Annotated in this window: 17 protein-coding genes and 1 other RNA gene; 7 read left to right on the plus strand and 11 right to left on the minus strand. The window is 65.8% G+C overall.

The genetic code is table 11. From position 1 onward, the window contains the following. Positions 1-5: 5 nt before the first annotated feature. Both HHL13_RS18160 and HHL13_RS18165 read right to left on the minus strand, forming a co-directional pair. Entirely contained in the window at positions 6-602 is a 597-nt protein-coding gene (locus HHL13_RS18160; protein ID WP_169557359.1) for a LemA family protein, read from the minus strand. Between the two features lie 70 nt (positions 603-672). Then, a complete protein-coding gene (locus HHL13_RS18165; RefSeq protein ID WP_169557360.1) occupies positions 673-1104 on the minus strand; it encodes an Rrf2 family transcriptional regulator in 432 nt (143 codons plus the stop codon). Between the two features lie 48 nt (positions 1105-1152). Between HHL13_RS18165 and ssrA the strand changes: the two genes are divergently transcribed. Then, positions 1153-1538, plus strand: a transfer-messenger RNA (tmRNA) gene (ssrA, locus tag HHL13_RS18170). Between the two features lie 15 nt (positions 1539-1553). Here ssrA and HHL13_RS18175 read toward each other — a convergent pair. Together HHL13_RS18175 and HHL13_RS18180 are read right to left on the minus strand one after the other, a co-directional pair. Then, complete coding sequence (locus HHL13_RS18175) at positions 1554-2588, minus strand: histidine kinase dimerization/phosphoacceptor domain -containing protein (RefSeq protein ID WP_169557361.1); 1035 nt, start codon at positions 2586-2588, stop codon at positions 1554-1556. Between the two features lie 141 nt (positions 2589-2729). Further along, complete coding sequence (locus tag HHL13_RS18180) at positions 2730-4937, minus strand: TonB-dependent receptor (protein WP_169557362.1); 2208 nt, start codon at positions 4935-4937, stop codon at positions 2730-2732. A 280-nt stretch (positions 4938-5217) separates the two neighbouring features. Between HHL13_RS18180 and HHL13_RS18185 the strand changes: the two genes are divergently transcribed. Both HHL13_RS18185 and HHL13_RS18190 read left to right on the plus strand, forming a co-directional pair. Then, the gene (locus HHL13_RS18185; protein WP_206377119.1) at positions 5218-6162 is read left to right on the plus strand and encodes an ABC transporter ATP-binding protein; all 945 of its coding nucleotides are present in this window, start codon (positions 5218-5220) and stop codon (positions 6160-6162) included. Further along, a complete protein-coding gene (locus HHL13_RS18190; RefSeq protein ID WP_169557363.1) occupies positions 6155-6994 on the plus strand; it encodes an ABC transporter permease in 840 nt (279 codons plus the stop codon). Before HHL13_RS18185 ends, HHL13_RS18190 begins: the two co-directional genes overlap by 8 nt. A 36-nt stretch (positions 6995-7030) precedes the next feature. On the opposite strand, the gene HHL13_RS18195 is transcribed toward HHL13_RS18190, so the two are convergent. From HHL13_RS18195 to HHL13_RS18225, 7 genes are all read right to left on the minus strand, one after another. Then, positions 7031-7531, minus strand: coding sequence for a hypothetical protein (locus tag HHL13_RS18195; protein ID WP_169557364.1), 501 nt, complete (start codon positions 7529-7531; stop codon positions 7031-7033). 102 nt (positions 7532-7633) lie between these two features. Next, positions 7634-9991 carry a polyribonucleotide nucleotidyltransferase gene (gene pnp / locus HHL13_RS18200; protein WP_169557365.1) on the minus strand — a complete coding sequence of 786 codons (2358 nt, stop codon included), beginning with the start codon at positions 9989-9991 and terminating at the stop codon, positions 7634-7636. 151 nt (positions 9992-10142) lie between these two features. Beyond that, a complete protein-coding gene (gene rpsO / locus HHL13_RS18205; RefSeq protein WP_169557366.1) occupies positions 10143-10412 on the minus strand; it encodes a 30S ribosomal protein S15 in 270 nt (89 codons plus the stop codon). An 18-nt stretch (positions 10413-10430) separates the two neighbouring features. Beyond that, positions 10431-11345: a tRNA pseudouridine(55) synthase TruB gene (truB, locus tag HHL13_RS18210; RefSeq protein WP_169557367.1), complete on the minus strand. Its 915-nt coding sequence runs from the start codon at positions 11343-11345 to the stop codon at positions 10431-10433. Between the two features lie 9 nt (positions 11346-11354). Further along, entirely contained in the window at positions 11355-12035 is a 681-nt protein-coding gene (locus HHL13_RS18215) for a site-2 protease family protein (RefSeq protein ID WP_240953893.1), read from the minus strand. Between the two features lie 65 nt (positions 12036-12100). Next, positions 12101-12490, minus strand: coding sequence for a DUF6491 family protein (locus tag HHL13_RS18220; RefSeq protein WP_169557368.1), 390 nt, complete (start codon positions 12488-12490; stop codon positions 12101-12103). A gap of 35 nt (positions 12491-12525) precedes the next feature. Then, complete coding sequence (locus HHL13_RS18225; protein ID WP_169557369.1) at positions 12526-13110, minus strand: thymidine kinase; 585 nt, start codon at positions 13108-13110, stop codon at positions 12526-12528. Positions 13111-13253: 143 nt separating this feature from the next. Between HHL13_RS18225 and HHL13_RS18230 the strand changes: the two genes are divergently transcribed. The 4 genes from HHL13_RS18230 to HHL13_RS18245 all read left to right on the plus strand — a co-directional run bounded on the left by HHL13_RS18230 (position 13254) and on the right by HHL13_RS18245 (position 18207). Further along, on the plus strand, positions 13254-15134 hold the full coding sequence (locus HHL13_RS18230) for a S9 family peptidase (protein WP_169557370.1): 1881 nt from the start codon (positions 13254-13256) through the stop codon (positions 15132-15134). A gap of 128 nt (positions 15135-15262) precedes the next feature. Next, positions 15263-15805, plus strand: a complete 543-nt coding sequence (rimP, locus tag HHL13_RS18235; protein ID WP_169557371.1) for a ribosome maturation protein RimP — start codon at positions 15263-15265, stop codon at positions 15803-15805. Positions 15806-15809: 4 nt separating this feature from the next. Beyond that, positions 15810-17432 carry a transcription termination factor NusA gene (nusA, locus tag HHL13_RS18240; protein WP_169557372.1) on the plus strand — a complete coding sequence of 541 codons (1623 nt, stop codon included), beginning with the start codon at positions 15810-15812 and terminating at the stop codon, positions 17430-17432. Positions 17433-17487: 55 nt separating this feature from the next. After that, the gene (locus tag HHL13_RS18245) at positions 17488-18207 is read left to right on the plus strand and encodes a DUF448 domain-containing protein (protein ID WP_346775613.1); all 720 of its coding nucleotides are present in this window, start codon (positions 17488-17490) and stop codon (positions 18205-18207) included. The last annotated feature ends 6 nt before the right edge of the window (positions 18208-18213 follow it).

An 18213-nucleotide genomic window follows, 5' to 3' on the forward strand; every position in this document is an offset into this window, starting at 1 on the left:
AAGGATCAGTTTGCGTTCCCGAGAATGACTTCGAGGTTGGACGGCAGCTCCGCACCCGCCCGCGACTGATACGGTACGATCGGCTTGGCACCGTAAAAGATCCGCGCGCCGATCGCGTCGGGAAAGGTGCGTACGCGGACGTTATAGGCCTCGACCGCCTTGTTATAATCGGTGATCGAGACCGAAATCCGGTTCTCGCTACCCGCAAGCTCGCGGATCAGCATGGTCCAGCCATCCTGACTCTTGAGCTGCGGATAGGCTTCGACGCTCACGAGCAGCCGGCCGAGCGCGCCGCTCAGCTGATCCTGCGCGGCGCGAAAGGCTTCGACCTTGGCCGGATCGGTCAGGTCGCCCGGTGCCAGTTGGACCGATGTCGCGCGGGCACGGGCATTCGTCACGTCGGTCAGGATCTTGCCTTCGGAACCCGCTGCCGCCTTTACCGTAGCGGCGATGTTGGGGATCAGGTCCGCACGGCGCTGATAGGCGTTCTGGACATCGGCCCAGCGCGCCTTGGCGCCTTCCTCGGCCTTGGGGACGCTGTTGATCCCACATGCCGACAGCAGCAGCGCGGACATCAGGACGAATGCGGCACGTAGCTTCATGAGACCCTCCGGGATCCGGTGATGAGTGTCTTATATGGTGCGGACACCCGTCAGCGGAAGAGGCCGGGGCTCAGGCGGCCGCGAGATCCTCGGCCACCGCATCGGCCAGGCTGGTGCCGTCGAGGATGCGCGCGGTCTCGTCGCGGACCCGCGCCATCGCCGCGCGGATCGCACAGGCGGCTTCGTCCTTGCAATCGTTGCACGGGCGATAGGCGGTACGGCTGACGCAGGGCACCAGCGCCAGCGGCCCTTCGATCACGCGGATGATCTCGCCCAGCGAAATCAGGTGCGTCGATCGCGACAGTAGATAGCCGCCCATCTTGCCGCGATGGCTGTGCAGGAAGCCCGCTTCGCGCAGATCGGCGAGGATCAGTTCGAGGAACTTGCGCGGCACATTCGCCTCGGCCGCGATGCGGTTCATCGGAATGGGTTTGCCGTCCGCAGGTTGCGTCGCCAGGAAAAGCATCGCGCGAAGCGCGTAACGGGAACGCTGGGTCAGCATCGTGAGCGCCCCATGCCAAGTCTTTGCGGCAATGTGAAGGCCCGCGCACCCCTTTTCATTCTGCGCCAAGCGCTTATATCGGGATTGTCGGCCTTCGGGTCGACTATGGGGATAAACGACGGCGTGCAATAGACGCAGCGGACCCGGGGGCAGTACCCGGCGGCTCCACCATAAATGGTGGTGTATCTGGACACCGTTTCTGACGGGGCCGAACCAGGATCGACGTGTGTTGAAAAGCGCCGACTATCTCTCAGCGTGGGCCACTGCGACGGTCCGTTACACAAGTGCCAACGATAACGAAGCACTCGCTATTGCGGCGTAACCCCAAGGCTTAACGGCCTAAGGTTATTCTAAAATGCGCGGTCGGACCCCACCGGGCAACAGAAGGGGAATCCAGCGGTACGGGAGGCACCGGGCAACAGAAGCCTCCCACTTCATTCAGGCGCGCATCAGCGCTCCGGCATCATCAGCCGCGCCGCCGAACCTTGCGCGCCATCGCCACGCGGCACCAGTTCGAACCGGCCCTTCAGCTGCCCCGCCAGCACCGTCGCGATGCTCAGGCCCAGGCTGCTGCGCCCGGCGATGTCGAACGATTCGGGCAGGCCATGCCCGTCGTCGCGTACTTCGACCCGGATGCCGCGCGCGTCACGCACCAGTTCGACTTCGATCCGGCCGAGATCGCGATCGGCGAAGCCATGCTCGATCGCGTTCGACACGGCTTCGGCCACGATCAGCGCCACCGGGATCGCCGCATCGGACGGCAGGGTCATGTCCTCGCCGCCCGCGATGGTCAGTGTCACCCCGGGCTTGCCCCCCGCATCCACCACGTCCGCGCAAAGCGGCTCGAGGAACGCACGCAGGTTCCGCGTCACGCCTTCGGCTTCGTAGAGCTGGCGGCTGATCCGCCCGATCACCGCCAGCCGCCGCGCCGCTTCGTCCAGCGCGGTCCGCGCATTCGCGTCGCTCACCCGGCTCTTCTGCAACGCCAGCAGCCCGGCCGCGACCTGCAGATTGTTCGAGACGCGATGCTGAAGCTCGCGGAACAAGAGTTCGCGCGTCTCGGCCAGCGCCGAAGAACGCTCGCGCTCCGCCCGCAGCTTCGCATTGGCGCGCTGCATCCAGTGGAAGATCGACAGGTTCAGCGAGACCAGGATGCCGAACGCCAGCGCGGACGGCACGGAAGTGACGAAATAGCCCGGCGCGGCCGGATCGGACATGAAGAAGAACACACCCAGCACGGTGCCCGCCAGCGCCGCGACCACGCCCATCCGCACGCCCAGCAGGAAGCTGACGAGCAAAACCGCGGGGAAGAATGTGACGAAGGGCGACCCGATGGGAATCGCGGGCCGGATCGCGATGCGCAGCACGAAGGCGAGGGCAACCACGGCCAGCGTGACGCCCAGCGCCAGCCACGGCCGCCCTGCCGCGAGCGGCAGGCGCTCGACCCAGCTTTCGTTCCGGTCCTGGATCGCCTGCCCCGCCATGACTCCGTATTGGCCCCCTCACCCGTTTCCTGCACTTAAACGGGTCAACTCCGCATTCTAATCCGTGGTTATCGGAGCGGATAGGACAAACCGGACATTGCCGCGCCCCGGATGGGGTAGGCGGGGGAGAAAGAAGGGGCGTTACTGCACACCCCCGCCGCCACCGCCCTCGAACTCGATCGCATCCGAGCGGCGCCGGTTGCCCTGGCTGCCCAGCGTATAGTTCAGCGTCAGCATGAACACCCGGCCCATGCCGCGCTGGGTGATGCGATCGCGGATCAGCGGCGTATCGACCACGAACCGCTGCTGCGCGCTGTCGAGCAGGTTCTGCGCGGTCAGCACCAGGCTGAAGCGATCGTTGACCTTGCGGCGATAGCCGAGGTTCAGCATCCCGCCCGACTGGCGATAGCCCTGCGCCACCAGCTGGTCGCCCGAATAGAAGCCGTTGATCTGGAAATAGTCCTTGGCCGTCGGCTGCCAGGTCAGGTTCGCGCGGAACGTACCCGTCGTTCCCGATCGCGGCGTCGAAGCGCCGCCCAGCCGCGGATCGATCTCGTTCCACTGGAAGGTCGCCGACGCGTTGTAGCCCAGCGTCTTGCTGAACTTGCCGTTGGCGATCGCTTCGATCCCGGCGCGCTGGGACGTCGCCAGATTGGCGCGCGTCGTCAGGAATACGCCCCCGCCCAGATCCTGCACCACATCGGTCACGCCGCCCTGCGAGCGGCGATAGAAACCGGTGAGCGAATAGAAGCTCCCGCCGCTGCGCAGCTGCCACGAAAGCTCGAACGAGTCGGTCACTTCGGGGCGGAGCGCAGGATTGCCGCGCCGCTGGTTCAGCGGATCGATATAGAGCGTGTAGGGATTGAGGTCGGTCGGCGACGGCCGCTGGATGCGGCGGCTGTAGCTGGCGCGCAGCTTCTGCTTGGCGGAAAGCTCATAGCCGACATGCAGGCTCGGATAGACCCGGAAATAGTCGTTCTCGACGCGCACGCCGCTGGTGATCTGGTCGATCCGGATATCGGCCTGTTCGAACCGCACGCCCGGCTGCAGCTCGACCTTGCCGAGATCGAGCGACCAGGTGCCATAGACCGCGTGTACCCCCTGTTCGAAATCGAACCGGTTGGTCAGTGCCGCGACCGGCAGCAACGCGCCGGCGCTGGTGCCGCGCGCACCCGAAAAGTCGAACTCGGTGGTGATCAGATCATATTGATAGCCGATATTGAGCGACCGGCCCTCACCCGTGGGCCGCTTGTAATCGATCTTCACGCCGTAATCGGTGCGGTCGAACCGATTGCCGATGCGCTCATAAGCGGCAGCCCCGCCGGCCGGCGTGGTCACGCCGTCGAGAATGCGCCGCTGCGATCCGGTATCGACGCTGAAATCGGCGACCAGCTCGTGCCCGTTGCCCGGCAAGGTGCGCCGCCACGATCCGCGAAAGCCGACGCCCTTGTTCGACGCATCGGTATCCGAAACGCGATCGTACGAGCCCACGCCGCCCGGGCCCGCGACATGGTCGTCCCGCCGCGCATACATCGCATTGTTGCGATAGGTGAATTCGCCGCTGATGCGGTTCTTCTTGTCCGGATCGTAATCGATACCGGCGCGGGCGGTATAGGATCGCCCATGCGCATCCTGCGTCGAATCCTGGCGGCTGGTGAGGAAGGTACCGCTGCCGCTGTCGTAGCGAGAGCGGATCTGCTCGAGCTCGCCGTCATTGTCCATGCGGCGCCAGTTGAAGTCGCCGTTCAGGCTCAGGCCGGTCTTGGACAGGCCGCCACTGGCGCCGAGCGCCGCGCGCCCCTGATTGCCGATCGTGCCGCGCAGCGTGGCGAAGCGCGTGTCCTTCTTGGCCTGCTTGGTCACCAGGTTGATGACCCCGCCCGACCCTTCCGGGCTCATCGCCGCCGAGGGATTGGTAATCACTTCCACCCGCTCGATATTCGATGCCGGGGTCGCCAGCAGATAATCGCCCCGCGCGTCGCTGCGCATCACCGCGGCCGGGCGGCCGTCGATCAGGATGGTGACGCCCGCATCGCCGCGCAGACTGACATTGCCCTGCAGATCGACCTCGACGCCCGGAACCCCGCGCAGCGCATCCGCCAGCGTCCCGTTCTGCGCGTTCAGATCGTTGGCGATGTTGAAGCTCGTCCGGTCGGGCGACGCGGTAACCTCGGCGCGCGCGCCGCTGACGACGATCTCGTTCGGCTTGCCGGCATCCTGCCGCGCGGGCGGTGTCTGGGGGGCGGGACGCTCGCCCGCCGGAGGCGCGCTCTGCGCCAGCGCCGGAGCGGCGGGGATGGCGGCGAGGAGCACGCCGGTAAGGTAGAAGCGAAGCTGACGACTGTTCATGGTGGACACTGCCTGTGCAAATGGATGTTCGGTGGACGCACCGGTCCCCTGCCATCCACGCGGGTGAGCGGCATGAGCATCGGGTGAGATTTTGCTGAAAACCGAGCGGCCGGCGCGTCAGGCCGGTGGCGCGGTATCCGTCGGTTGCGGTCTGATCGTGACCATGAAATGCCTCCCTGTATTATTGATCTAATACACCCTGGATGTATCGGCCGTCAATCCCCGCCAACGGACGAACGGCTTGACGCAACCGCCCGAGGTGTTTTAGCCATGTAAAACAGTGCAGCCGATCGATGACGGGACAGTGCCGATGACGAATGACGATCCGGTTCTGGAAATTACGGACCTCAGCAAGACCTATGGCAGGCGCGGCGTCCGGGCGGTGTCGAACGTGTCGCTGAGCGTGCGCGCGGGGGAAGTCTATGGGTTCCTCGGCGCGAACGGAGCGGGCAAGAGCACGACGATCCGGATGCTGCTGGGGCTGATCACGCCCAGCTCGGGTTCGATCCGGCTGTTCGGACAGGATCTGAAATACGGCCAGCCCTCGCGCCGCCTCGGATCGCTGGTCGATGGCGGGGCCTTTTATCCCTTCCTCTCGGGCCGCCGGAATCTCGACGTGCTGGCGCGCACCCAGGGCCTCGGGCCGGAACGGATCGACGATCTGCTCGTGCAGGTCGGGCTGGAGGGCGCGGGCAAGCGCAAGGTGAAGGGCTATTCCACCGGGATGCGCCAGCGGCTCGGCGTCGCGGCGGCGCTGCTCAACGACCCCGATCTGGTGATCCTCGACGAACCCGCCAACGGCCTCGACGTCGCGGGCATTCAGGAGATGCGCCAGCTGATCCGCTCGCTCGCCGAGGTGCATGGCAAGACGGTGTTCCTGTCCAGCCATCTGCTCAACGAAGTGCAGCAGGTGTGCGACCGCATCGCGATCATCGATCGCGGCGTGCTGATCCGCGAAGATACGGTGGAAGGCATCCTCAAGACCGAGCAACGCTTCCACCTCGTGGCGACGCCGCTCGAGGCCGCCCGCGCCGCGCTGGCGGAAACCTGGCCCTGCGAAATCGAAGGCGAAGCGCTGCAGGTACGCGCGGAAACCGCCGATGCGCCCGAAATCCTCCGGCGGCTGGTGGCCGCCAATATCGACATCTTCAGCTTCGCGCCGCACCAGCGCACCCTCGAGGAAGCCTTCCTCGCCATCACCGGAACGGAGACGGCCCATGCGTAACCTGGTCTCCGCCGAATGGACCAAGATGCTGCCCCACAAGGGCACGTGGATGCTGGTGTGGATCTATCCGGCGCTGTTCTTCGTGGTGCTGACCATCGCGATCTTCGCCGAGGGCAAGAATCCCGATGCGATGACCGCGAAAGGCTGGATCGATGACACCACGATGATCTGGTACACGCCCACCATCACGCTGGGCCGCTATTTCATCGCCGCCTATTTCGCGCTCGTGTTCGCGGGCGAATATGGCTGGAACACGTGGAAGCTGGTGGTGCCGCACGCCGCGCGATGGAAGCTGGTCGCGTCGAAATATCTGGTGGCGCTCGGACTGCTCTACATCGCCTGGATCGCGACGGCCCTGCTGTCGATCGTGATGCAATATGTCCGCACCGCCATTGTCGGCGAAGCGGTGCCGGCCGGCGTCACCTTCGGCGCGCTGCTGAACGGGCATCTCAGCCTGATGGTGCTGGGGATCGCACCGCTGCTGATCGCGGCCACCTATGCCAGCCTCGTCGCGGTGCTGACGCGGTCGACCCTCGCGGCGTTCATCGTCTCGCTGGTGCTGATCACGCTGGACGAGCTCTATGGCAAGATCGTCCTCTGGCTGAGCACCTTCGGCATGGAATGGCCGGCCGCGCTGTACCGCGTCCTGCCGGGCTATCACCTCGACAATCTGTCGAGCTGGATCCGGACCGGCGCGGGCTTCCAGTACAAGCTTGCGACCGGCACCGTCATCGCCTGTTCGCAGACGGTGTCGCTGCTGGCGCTGGCGGCATGGATCGCCGGGCTCGCCGGGCTGACCTTCTTCGCGTTCCGGCGGCAGGACATCAACTGAGGCGCCGGCCGGGACGCGCCCGGTCCGTCGCGCCGCCTATTCTTCCTCCGGGCCCAGCAGGTCCTTGGCGAGGAGATAGCGTTCCAGCTTGCGCGCGCCGCGGGGGATTTTCTTCATCAGCAGGTGCGCGGGACCGGCGGGGCCGTTGATCTCGAACGCGATGTCGACCGACTCCGCCAGCCGTTCGACCTCCGCATGGCTCCGCCACGCCTTGCGCTTCGCCGGCGTCTCGTCGACCCAGCGCCGGCCCGGCGCATAGACGACACAGGCCCAGCGATCGTCGGCTTCGGAGCGATCGCGGTCGAACGCGCATTTGATGGCCGCATTCATCGGCGTGACGAGGCCGTCCCGGGCCCTTGGGCCATACCATCCCAGCTTGAACTCGATCAGCCAGTTGATCTCCCAGTCCTCGCTGGCGATCCACAGATCGCATCGCCCCGCGCGGACCCGCCCTTCCGGCAAGCGGCGATTGTCCTCGGTGAATTCGGGCAGTGCGAATAGCCCTGCCCGGCCCGCCGCCGCGACCAGAAAGCCCACCGTCGCTGCTGAGAGAAGTTCGGCCCCTTTCGCAGGAACGGAAAAGGGGCCCGGCGTTTCCGCCGGGCCCCTCCATCCTCTCCGGGCTTTCGCCGGTAGCTTTTAGTCGCGGTCGCCGGTCAGGAATGCGGGGAGGCCGATGTCCTCGCCGCCCTTGTCCTCACCTTCCGAACGCTCGCGGCGCGGGCCGCGCCCACCATCGCGATCGCCGCCACGGCCGCCACCGCCATCGCGACGCGGACCACGGTCACGGCCGCCGCCGCCGTCACGACGACGGTCGCCGCCGCGATCGCCACGATCGCCGCGCGGGCCGCGGTCGCCGCCTTCGCGGGGTTCACGCGCCGGGCGGGTGTCTTCCAGTTCTTCGCCGGTTTCCTGATCGACGACGCGCATCGACAGGCGAACCTTGCCGCGCTGGTCGATCTCGAGGACCTTGACCTTGACTTCCTGGCCTTCGCTCAGGACGTCCGCGACCTTCTCGACGCGCTCGTTCTTGATCTCCGAGACGTGGACGAGACCGTCCTTGCCGCCCATGAAGTTCACGAACGCACCGAAATCGACCAGGTTGACGACCTTGCCGGTGTAGATCTTGCCGACTTCGGCTTCCTCGACGATGCCCTTGATCCAGTTGATCGCGGCTTCGATCTGCGAAACGTCCGACGACGAAACCTTGATCACGCCCTCGTCGTCGATGTCGACCTTGGCGCCGGTGGTGGCGACGATCTCGCGGATCACCTTGCCGCCGGTACCGATCACGTCGCGGATCTTCGACTTGTCGATGGTGAAGGTCTCGATGCGCGGCGCATGAGCCGACAGCTCCGAGCGGGTCTCGCCCAGCGCCTTGGCCATTTCGCCGAGGATGTGCGCGCGGCCTTCCTTGGCCTGGTTCAGCGCCTTCTCGAAGATCTCGCGCGTGATGCCCGCGATCTTGATGTCCATCTGCATCGTGGTGATGCCCTCGGACGTGCCGGCCACCTTGAAGTCCATGTCGCCGAGGTGATCTTCGTCACCCAGGATGTCCGACAGGATCGCGAAATCCTTGCCTTCGAGGATCAGGCCCATCGCGATGCCCGAGACCGGACGCTTGATCGGCACGCCGGCGTCCATCATCGCGAGCGAACCGCCGCAGACCGACGCCATCGACGACGAGCCGTTCGACTCGGTGATGTCGCTGGTCAGGCGGATCGTGTAGGGGAACTCTTCCTTGGTCGGCAGCACCGGGTGCAGCGCGCGCCATGCCAGCTTGCCGTGACCGACTTCGCGACGGCCCGGGGCGCCGAAGCGGCCCACTTCGCCGACCGAATAGGGCGGGAAGTTATAGTGCAGCATGAAGTTCTGGTACGACAGGCCGTTCAGGCCGTCGATCATCTGCTCCGCATCCTTGGTGCCCAGCGTCGCCGTGGCGATGGTCTGGGTCTCGCCGCGGGTGAACAGCGCCGAGCCGTGCGCGCGCGGCAGGAAGTGCGTTTCGGCCACGATCGGACGGATCTGGGTGGTCGAGCGGCCGTCGATGCGCTTGCCGGTCTTGAGGATCGCGCCGCGGACGATATCGGCTTCCAGCTTCTTGGTCAGCTTGATGCCGGCCATGACTTCCTGGGGCGACAGGCCGTCGGCAGTGAACTGGGCCTTCGCCTTGGCGCGGGCTTCGTTCAGTGCGTTCGAGCGGGCGGACTTGTCGGTCAGCTTGTAGGCCGCCTCGATATCCTTGCCGATCAGCTTCTTCAGCTTGTCCTTGATCGCGGCATTCTCGTTGCCCGAAGCGACTTCCCACGGATCCTTGGCAGCCTGCTCGGCGAGCGCGATGATCGCCTTGACGACTTCGCGGCACGCGTCGTGCGCGAACAGGACGGCGCCCAGCATGATCTCTTCCGACAGCTCATTGGCTTCGGATTCGACCATCATCACGGCGTCGTGGGTGGCGGCGACGACCAGGTCGAGGTCACCCTCGGCGACCTGCTTGTCGGTCGGGTTCAGGACATATTCGCCGTTGACGTAACCGACGCGCGCGGCGCCGATCGGGCCCATGAAGGGCACGCCCGAGATGGTGAGCGCAGCCGAAGCGGCGACCATCGCGAGGATGTCCGGCTCGTTCTCGCCGTCATACGACAGGACCTGCGCGATCGCGTTGATCTCGTTGTAGAAGCCTTCGGGGAACAGCGGACGGATCGGACGGTCGATCAGGCGCGAAACCAGCGTTTCCTTCTCGGTCGCGCCGCGCTCACGCTTGAAGAAGCCGCCCGGGATACGGCCGGCTGCCGAATATTTTTCCTGATAGTGCACGGTGAGCGGGAAGAAGTCCTGCCCGTCCTTCACCGACTTGGCGGCGGTCACCGCGCAAAGCACCACGGTCTCGCCGAGCGTCGCCATGATGGCGCCGTCAGCCTGGCGGGCAACCTTGCCCGTTTCCAGCGTGAGGGTCTGTCCGCCCCACTGGATTTCTACTTTCTTCGTGTTGAACATTTTATTTCCTTCACTCCCCGCGCCCGATGCGCGGGGGGCCTATGAGAGGAGCCGATTGTGGCTCATGGGCTTGCGACCGAATTGCCGCTGCCCGTCGTTCCGCCACCGATGTGACGGGAATGAGAAAAGGGCGCCCGAAGGCGCCCTTTGGTTACTTGCGAAGGCCGAGCTTCGCGATGAGTGCGGTATAGCGCTCATTGTCCGACTTCTTGAGATAGTCGAGCAGCGAGCGGCGCTTGTTGACCATCATGAGCAGGCCGCGGCGCGAATGGTTGTCCTTGGCGTGACCCTTGAAGTGCTCGGTCAGGTTGACGATGCGCTCGGTGAGGATCGCGACCTGGACTTCGGTGCTGCCGGTGTCGCCTTCAGCGCGGGCGTGTTCCTTGATGAGCTCAGCCTTGCGCTCGATAGTGATCGTCATGTCTTTTCCTTCGACATCTTACAGATTGAACCCGCGGACGACCCGGACTGCTCCGGATAGAACCTCCACCAGCGCTATCGGCACATCGTCCAGCAGCGCGAAATGTTGGCCATCATCAGCGGCGATCCCGGCCAAGACCTGTCCCTTGCGGAGCAGCCCTGCCTGGTCGGGGGTGAGGGATAGAGCCGGGATGTCGTCCAGCCCCGCCCTCAACGGCAGGAGTAAGTCTTCAAGCGTGCGCGCCTTAGCGGCATCCGCCAGTTTGTCCAGCGAAATCGCGGAATCGAGGGTGAACGGACCCGCCTTCACCCGGCGCAGCATGGTGACATGGCCGACCGTGCCGAGCGCCAGTGCGATGTCGCGCGCAAGGGAGCGGATGTACGTGCCCTTCGAGACGTGGGCGGTGAGAGTGACGCTTTCCAATCCGTCATCCCCGACTTGTTCCGGGTGACGAAGTATAAGGGAATGAACGGTCACCGCTCGGCTCTTGAGCTCGACCACCTCGCCCTTGCGCGCCAGATCATAGGCCCGTTCGCCATCGACTTTCAGCGCGGAATAGGCCGGCGGGACCTGTTCGATCGGGCCTGTGAAACGGGACAACACCGCTTCGATCTGCGCCAGCACGGGGCGGACATCCGATTCCGCGATGACCGCGCCTTCAAGGTCGAGCGTAGCGGTCTCCGTCCCGAAGCGAATCGTGAAGTCGTACACCTTGTCGCTGTCGAGCATCCGGCCGGCCAGCTTGGTCGCCTCGCCCACCGCGATCGGCAGCACGCCGGTCGCCAGCGGATCGAGCGTCCCGCCATGCCCGACCTTGGGCATGTCCTTCTTCGTTTGCGCGTATCCGCCTTCGCGCAGCGCACGCTTCACCGCGCTCACACCCTGCGTCGAGCCCAGTCCCAGCGGCTTGTCGATGATGATCCATCCGTGCATCGCGCGCCCTTACGTGCTGATGCCCACGCTCCCAAGGAAAAGCTGCATCATCGCCTGGACGAAGGGCGCGATCACCCGGCCGAGTATGTCGAGTTGGGGCGACAATAGCGGCAGCACGAACACCAGCAGCAGCACGATCGCAAAGCTGTAGCGATACACTTTCTCCTGATGCTCGGGCGGCGCGGGCCATAGCGCCTCGACGATCTGATAGCCCGGAAAGGGCGGGATCGGCAGCAGGTTGAACACCAGCAGGAACAGGTTGATCGCGAGGAAATTATACAGGTTCCGCGCCACGAAATAGGCAAGGGGCCCCATCTCGACATCGCCGTTGCCGGCGATGACCAGCCCCAGCAACGCCGCGGCCAGCGCAGCGAGGAACAGGTTGGTCGCGGGCCGGCTCAGCGCGACGAGGATCATGTCGAGCCGCGGGTTGCGCAGCCGGTTGGGGTTGATCGGAATCGGCTTGGCCCAGCCCAGCACCGGCGCCTGCGCGATGATCAGCACCAGCGGGACGAGGATCGTACCAAGCGGATCGACATGCTTCAGCGGATTGAGCGACAGTCGCCCCATCTCGCGCGCGGTTCCGTCGCCCAGCATCCCGGCGAGCAGCGCGGGGACCAGCGAACTCAGCACCAGTGCGAACATCAGCGGCAGGATCCACGCCGCAATCGAATAGATCAGGTCGCCCAAACGGCGTCACTCCCCGCGAAACTCCGCGCGGCCATAGCGCGGCGGCGCATCCGCCGCCAGCGCCCTCAGCCCTTCTTCTTCGCCTTGGGCTTGCGCTCTTTCTTCGGCGGCGGGCCGCTGCGGACCAGATCGGTGATCAGGCATTGTTCGCGCTCGGTGAAGATCGTGTCGCCGCGCGACAGCGTGCTCGATCCGCCGAAGGTGCGGTAGCCGATGCGCGTGGCGAAGGGCAGGTCCATGCAGGGCCCGGCCAGGCTGGCATAATACCAGTTGTTGCGGCGGTCCTGCAGATAGACGCCATTGCCCCGGTCGTCCGGGGTGAAGGTGCGGATGCCGCCATTGGTGGCGAACGGGATGTCGGCCTGCTCGCCCGATTTCGGGCCGGCGGTCTGGGCGGCGGCGGCGCCCGCGATCAGCAGCGCGGGGACAAGGGCGGCGGCGAAACGTGCGGACATGGCTTTCCTCGCTTTATCCCCTTGTGGCCCCGCCCTTACGCCACGCTACCTGTACGCTGCATGAAGTGGCGGCGGCACAGCGCCACATAACGCTCGTTCCCGCCAATCTCCTTCTGCTCGCCTTCGCGGATCGCATTGCCTTCGCCGTCGACGCGCAGGTTCATCGTCGCCTTGCGCCCGCATTCGCACACCGACTTGATCTCGATGAGCGCGTCGGCCAGCGCCAGCAACGCCGCGCTGCCGGGGAACAGCGCGCCCTGGAAATCGGTGCGCAGGCCGTAGCAGAGCACCGGGATGCCCACTTCGTCGGCGAGATGCGCGAGCTGGCGCACCTGATCGCCCGACAGGAACTGCGATTCGTCGACCAGCACGCAAGCGAGCGTCGCCTTGAAATGCTCCTCCTCGGCGATCACCCGCAGATCGGTATCTTCCTCGAACGGGAACGCGGTAGCCTGCAGCCCCAGGCGCGAATCGATCACGCCGCGCCCGCCCCGGTCATGCACCCCCGCAGTGAACAACAGGGTGCGCATCCCGCGTTCGCGATAGTTGAAATCGGCTTGCAGCAGCGTGGTCGATTTGCCCGCGTTCATCGAGGCATAGTAGAAATAGAGCTTGGCCATTTCCGCTTGGTAGCGCCCTCGCGCCGCCGGTCCAGCCATTCGTTACGGGGCAGTCGGAACGCTCGCGATACGGGGTAGCCCGAGCTTGCACGTCCGCGCAGCTCTGGCATCCTCGCCGTCATAGAGTTGGCGGGGGCCAATCCATGAATCGTGGCTTGTTCGGCGCGGCGCTTGCCGTTTGCGCCCTTGTGTTCACCGGAATGTCCACCGGCGCGGCGCTGGCGAGCGATCCGCCGCGCAATGACGTTCCGACCGCGGCCGATCTTGGCGCGGCGCCGATCCTGTCCGATCCGCTGCTTTCGCCCGACGGTGCCCGTATCGCGGCGCGCGGACTGGTGCAGGGCGTGCCGATGCTGGTGCTCGCCGATGTGACCACGCCCGAGCATCGCGCCGCGCCGGTCGGCCTTCCCCGGGGACAGGTGCTCGACTTCTTCCAATGGGCCGGCAGCGATCGCCTGATCCTCGGCCTGATCGACGGCCGCAAGCGCCGCATGGTCATCCATGATGTCGCGACCGGCGCGCAGACGCCGCTCGAACAGGGCGGCGAGATCCTCCATGTCGATCGCGCCGGCCGCTTCCTGCTGCTGAGCGGCGGCAGCGAACGCGCGCCGGCAGTCTATCGCATCGATCTCGCCACCGGCGCGGCGACCCTCGTCGTGAAGCCGCAAGCCAATGTGCAGAGCTGGCACGCCGACAGCGCAGGCGTGATCCGCGCGGGCATTTCGTGGGACGGCGGCCGCCGGTCGCTGCTCTACCGCGCCGGAGACGGCCAGAAGTTCGTCCGCGCGCCCCGCACAGCCGGTGAGGGGCCGGAAATCGACCAGATCGTGCCGGTGCAGGGCAGCGATCGCGGCTATGCCATCGCCGATAACGGGCGCGGGCGCTTCGGCCTGTATCGCTACGACTTTACCGGCGACCGGCTGGGCGAGCTGGTATTCGAAAATCCGCGCGTCGATCTCGACGGCTTCGAAGCTGCGCCCGACGGCCGGCTGCTGGGCGTGATCTACACCGCGGACCATGAGGAAACGACGTGGATCGATCCGGTCCGCAAGAGCCTGCAGAAGCGAGTCGACGCCGCCCTGCCCGGCCGCGCCAACCGCATCCTTTCCACCAGCGATCCGCGCGCGCTGATCTGGAGCAGCGCGGGCGGCGATGCCGGGGCATGGTATGTCTTCGATCGCGCTTCGGGCCGCGCCGATCTGTTCGTCCGGCCGCGCGCCACCCTGACCGGCAAGCGGCTCTCGGCGGTGACGCCGGTGCGCTACGCGGCGCGCGACGGCCTCGAAGTGCCCGGCTATCTGACGCTCCCCGCCGGACGCGATCCGAAGGACCTTCCGCTGATCGTCATGCCGCATGGCGGGCCGTTCGCCCGCGACGTGATGCACTATGATTCCTGGGTCCAGTATCTGGCGTCGAAGGGCTATGCCGTGCTCCAGCCCAATTTCCGCGGCTCGACCGGCTTCGGCCGCGCCTATGAGGCGAAGGGCGACGGCGAATGGGGCCGGGCGATGCAGGACGATATCGACGACGGCGTGAAATGGCTCGCCGCGCGCGGCACGATCGATCCGAAGCGCGTGTGCATCATGGGCGCGTCGTTCGGCGGCTATGCCGCGATGTGGGGCGCGATCCGCAATCCCGAACTCTATCGCTGCGCGATCAGCTATGCCGGCGTATCGGACATTGCCGGCCAGCTGGCGTTCGACCGCCCGACCTTCGAGAATGGCCGGGCATTTCGCGACTGGCAGGCGCGGATCCAGGGCGATGCGCGCTTCCCGCTCGATTCGATCTCGCCGCTGCGGCAGGCCGCGCGGGTCCGCATCCCCCTGCTGATCGCGCATGGCACCGCCGACGATATCGTGCCGGTCAGCCAGTCGCTGCGGATGCACGAAGCGCTGGACAAGCTGGACGTGCCGCACGAATTCGTCACCTATCCCGGCGAGACGCACCAGCTGGAAACGCCCGCCAACGAGATCGATTTCATGAACCGCGTGGGCGCGTTCCTCGACAGGCACAACCCTTCGTAATCACGGGACTTGCCGACAGACGACGGGCGACGTATATCGCCCCTGCTTTCTCGACATCGTCAAACATGCCGAGCCGGTCCCGCAAGGGTCCGGCAAGCGAAGACGCATATTCGTATCAAGGGACCCGCATGGCGAACCTCGCCGCACTGACCGCGCTGATCGAACCCGAAGCCAGGGCGCTCGGGCTCGACCTCGTACGCGTCAAGATGTTCGGCGGCGCCAGCGATCCGACGCTGCAGGTGATGGCCGAGCGTCCCGACACGCGCCAGCTGACGATCGACGATTGCGCCGATCTGTCGCGCCGCATCTCGGACGTGTTCGACGAGCTGGAAGCGAAGGGCAAAGATCCGATCGACTATGCCTACCGGCTGGAAGTCAGCTCGCCGGGCATCGATCGGCCGCTGACCCGCTTGCAGGATTTCGAGGACTGGAAGGGTCATGAAGGCCGTATCACGCTGTCCGAGAAGCTGGACGGCCGCAAGCAGTTCAAGGGCGACCTGGCCGGCATCGCCGACCGCAACGTCCTCATCGTCGACGCGCAGGAAGTGCAGCACAGCGTCCCCTTCGATCTGATCGAGGACGCCAAGCTCGCCATGACCGACAAGCTCATTGCCGCAACCGCCCCGCTCTCTGCCGAGGGCGCGGACAAGATCATCGAAGTAGAAGGGTAAGAGGATGGCCACTGCCATTTCCGCGAACAAGGCCGAACTGATCGCGATCGCCGATTCGGTCGCGAAGGAAAAGCTGATCGACCGCGCCATCGTCATCGAGGCGATGGAAGACGCGATCCAGCGCGCCGCCAAGAACCGCTACGGCATCGAGAACGACATCCGCGCGAAGCTCGATCCGAACACCGGCGACCTCCGCCTGTGGCGCGTCGTCGAAGTGGTCGAGCAGGTCGACGACTATTTCAAGCAGGTCGACCTCAAGGGCGCGCAGAAGCTCCAGAAGGACGCCGCGATCGGCGACTTCATCGTCGACCCGCTGCCCCCGATCGAATTCGGCCGCATCCAGGCCCAGGCTTCGAAGCAGATCATCTTCCAGAAGGTCCGCGACGCCGAGCGCGAGCGCCAGCACGAAGAATTCAAGGATCGCGTCAACGAGATCATCACCGGCGTGGTGAAGCGCGTCGAGTTCGGCCACATCGTCGTCGATCTGGGCCGCGCCGAAGGCGTCATCCGCCGCGACCAGCAGATCCCGCGCGAAATCGTCCGCGTCGGCGATCGCGTCCGCTCGATCATCCTCAACGTGCGCCGCGAGAACCGCGGTCCGCAGATCTTCCTGAGCCGCGCGCACCCCGAGTTCATGAAGAAGCTGTTCGCGCAGGAAGTGCCCGAAATCTACGACGGCATCATCGAGATCAAGGCCGCCGCCCGCGATCCGGGTTCGCGCGCCAAGATCGGCGTCATCAGCCATGACGGCGGCATCGATCCGGTCGGCGCCTGCGTCGGCATGAAGGGCAGCCGCGTTCAGGCCGTCGTGCAGGAAATGCAGGGCGAAAAGATCGACATCATTCCCTGGTCGCCGGACACCGCGACCTTCGTGGTGAACGCGCTTCAGCCCGCGAATGTCAGCCGCGTCGTGATCGACGAGGAGGATGACCGCATCGAAGTCGTCGTTCCCGACGATCAGCTGTCGCTCGCCATCGGCCGCCGCGGCCAGAATGTCCGTCTGGCCTCGCAGCTGACCGGCAAGGCGATCGACATCCTGACCGAAGCCGACGCCAGCGAGAAGCGCCAGAAGGAGTTCGTCCAGAACTCCGAGATGTTCCAGAACGAGCTCGACGTCGACGAGACGCTGGCCCAGCTGCTGGTCGCCGAAGGCTTCGGGTCGCTCGAAGAGGTCGCCTATGTCGAGCTCGACGAGTTGGCCACGATCGAGGGCTTTGACGAGGAGCTCGGCCAGGAGCTGCAGAGCCGCGCCGCCGAAGCGCTCGAGCGCCGCGAGGAAGCCAATCGCGCGCTGCGCCGCGAACTCGGCGTCGAAGACGATCTGGCGACCATGCCCTACCTCACCGAAGCGATGCTGGTCACGCTCGGCAAGGCAGGCATCAAGACGCTCGACGACCTCGCCGATCTCGCGACCGACGAACTGGTCGAGAAGAAGCGCCAGGAACCGCGCCGCCGCAACGAAGACGCCCCGAAGCGTCCCGAGCACAAGGGCGGTGTCCTCGCCGAATATGGCCTGAGCGACGAGCAGGGCAACGAGATCATCATGGCAGCCCGCGCGCACTGGTTCGCGGACGAAGAGCCGGCTGCTGCCGGCACGGAGGACGCTGTTGCGGACTCCGAGCAATGATACTCGCCGGCTAACCCCCGACGCCGACACCGCAGAAGGTGCCGTCCGGAAGTGCATACTTTCGGGCGACAGGGAGGCGCGCGGCCAGCTGATCCGGCTGGTCCTCTCCCCCGACGGCGAAGTGCTGCCCGATATCCGCGCCAAGGCTCCCGGCCGTGGCGCGTGGATCGGCGTGACTCGCAGCGAACTCGAAGCCGCGCAGGCCAAGGGCAAGCTGAAGGGTGCGCTGTCGCGCGCGTTCAAGACCGGCGACATCCGCATTCCCGTGGATCTGGGCGAACGCATCGCCACCCAGCTTCAGCGCAACGCGCTCGACCGGCTGGGGCTGGAATCGAAGACCGGCGCGGTCGTCACCGGCGGCGAAAAGCTCGACAAGGCCGCCCGCTCGGGCAAGCTCCACCTGCTGCTGCACGCCGCCGATGCGGGTGCGGACGGGGCCGGGAAACTGGCCCAGGCATGGCGCGTCGGCCGCGATGCCGAAGGATCGGGCCTCAAGGGCTTAACATTGCCCGTCCCGCGCACCATATTGTCAATGTCGCTTGGACGCGAAAATGTGGTACATGCCGGCCTTACCGACTCCCGGGCGGCGAAGCGGGTGAGCGAAGCGCTCGACCGCTGGCTGCACTTTATCGGACCCGAACCCTATCCCGTGTCTTGCGAAACTGGCTCGCAGGGCGCATCGGCGTTCCCGCCTGCGGGTGAGCCGAAATCCAGAACGGCGCTCCCACGAGACGGAACGCCGGACGAACATGATGAATTGACCGAAGGACTTTGAGCGAGC

The sequence above is a fragment of the Sphingomonas sp. G-3-2-10 genome (assembly GCF_012927115.1).
Taxonomy (GTDB): Bacteria; Pseudomonadota; Alphaproteobacteria; order Sphingomonadales; family Sphingomonadaceae; genus Sphingomonas.

Excerpts from the sequence above, each read along its gene's own strand:
- rimP (WP_169557371.1), top strand. The coding sequence starts at position 15,263 with ATGGCGAACCTCGCCGCACTGACCGCGCTGATCGAACCCGAAGCCAGG.
- HHL13_RS18225 (WP_169557369.1), bottom strand. The coding sequence starts at position 13,110 with ATGGCCAAGCTCTATTTCTACTATGCCTCGATGAACGCGGGCAAATCG.
- HHL13_RS18160 (WP_169557359.1), bottom strand. The coding sequence starts at position 602 with ATGAAGCTACGTGCCGCATTCGTCCTGATGTCCGCGCTGCTGCTGTCG.
- HHL13_RS18220 (WP_169557368.1), bottom strand. The coding sequence starts at position 12,490 with ATGTCCGCACGTTTCGCCGCCGCCCTTGTCCCCGCGCTGCTGATCGCG.
- HHL13_RS18190 (WP_169557363.1), top strand. The coding sequence starts at position 6,155 with ATGCGTAACCTGGTCTCCGCCGAATGGACCAAGATGCTGCCCCACAAG.
- truB (WP_169557367.1), bottom strand. The coding sequence starts at position 11,345 with ATGCACGGATGGATCATCATCGACAAGCCGCTGGGACTGGGCTCGACG.
- rpsO (WP_169557366.1), bottom strand. The coding sequence starts at position 10,412 with ATGACGATCACTATCGAGCGCAAGGCTGAGCTCATCAAGGAACACGCC.
- pnp (WP_169557365.1), bottom strand. The coding sequence starts at position 9,991 with ATGTTCAACACGAAGAAAGTAGAAATCCAGTGGGGCGGACAGACCCTC.
- HHL13_RS18175 (WP_169557361.1), bottom strand. The coding sequence starts at position 2,588 with ATGGCGGGGCAGGCGATCCAGGACCGGAACGAAAGCTGGGTCGAGCGC.
- HHL13_RS18180 (WP_169557362.1), bottom strand. The coding sequence starts at position 4,937 with ATGAACAGTCGTCAGCTTCGCTTCTACCTTACCGGCGTGCTCCTCGCC.
- HHL13_RS18165 (WP_169557360.1), bottom strand. The coding sequence starts at position 1,104 with ATGCTGACCCAGCGTTCCCGTTACGCGCTTCGCGCGATGCTTTTCCTG.
- nusA (WP_169557372.1), top strand. The coding sequence starts at position 15,810 with ATGGCCACTGCCATTTCCGCGAACAAGGCCGAACTGATCGCGATCGCC.
- HHL13_RS18230 (WP_169557370.1), top strand. The coding sequence starts at position 13,254 with ATGAATCGTGGCTTGTTCGGCGCGGCGCTTGCCGTTTGCGCCCTTGTG.